Genomic DNA, 291 nt, shown 5'->3' on the forward strand with positions numbered 1-291 from the left:
ACCGCATCGTCACCGAGGACGGCGAGACGAGGTGGATGTGGGAGCGCGGGCGAGGCGTGTACGCGGACGACGGCGAACTGGACGCCCTGGAGGGGTTCATCACCGACATCACCGAACGGAAACAGCGCGAGCAGGAGCTCGCGGAAAGCGAGTCCCGGTACCGGACGCTCGCGGAGAACTTCCCGAACGGCGGCGTCTTCTACGTCGACCGCGAGTTTCGGTACCAGATCGTCTCCGGGAGCGGCTTCGACCCGCTCGACACCGACCCCGACGACATCGTGGGGCGCACCG

The 291-nt window shown here is 67.7% G+C and carries 1 protein-coding gene; it reads left to right on the plus strand.

The features are described 5' to 3' along the window. A partial coding sequence (locus tag EXE45_RS18745; RefSeq protein WP_137695187.1) for a PAS domain S-box protein occupies nucleotides 1-291 on the plus strand: 291 nt, incomplete at both ends.

Source organism: Halorubrum sp. SP9 (assembly GCF_005435015.1).
Classification (GTDB): Archaea; Halobacteriota; Halobacteria; order Halobacteriales; family Haloferacaceae; genus Halorubrum; species Halorubrum sodomense.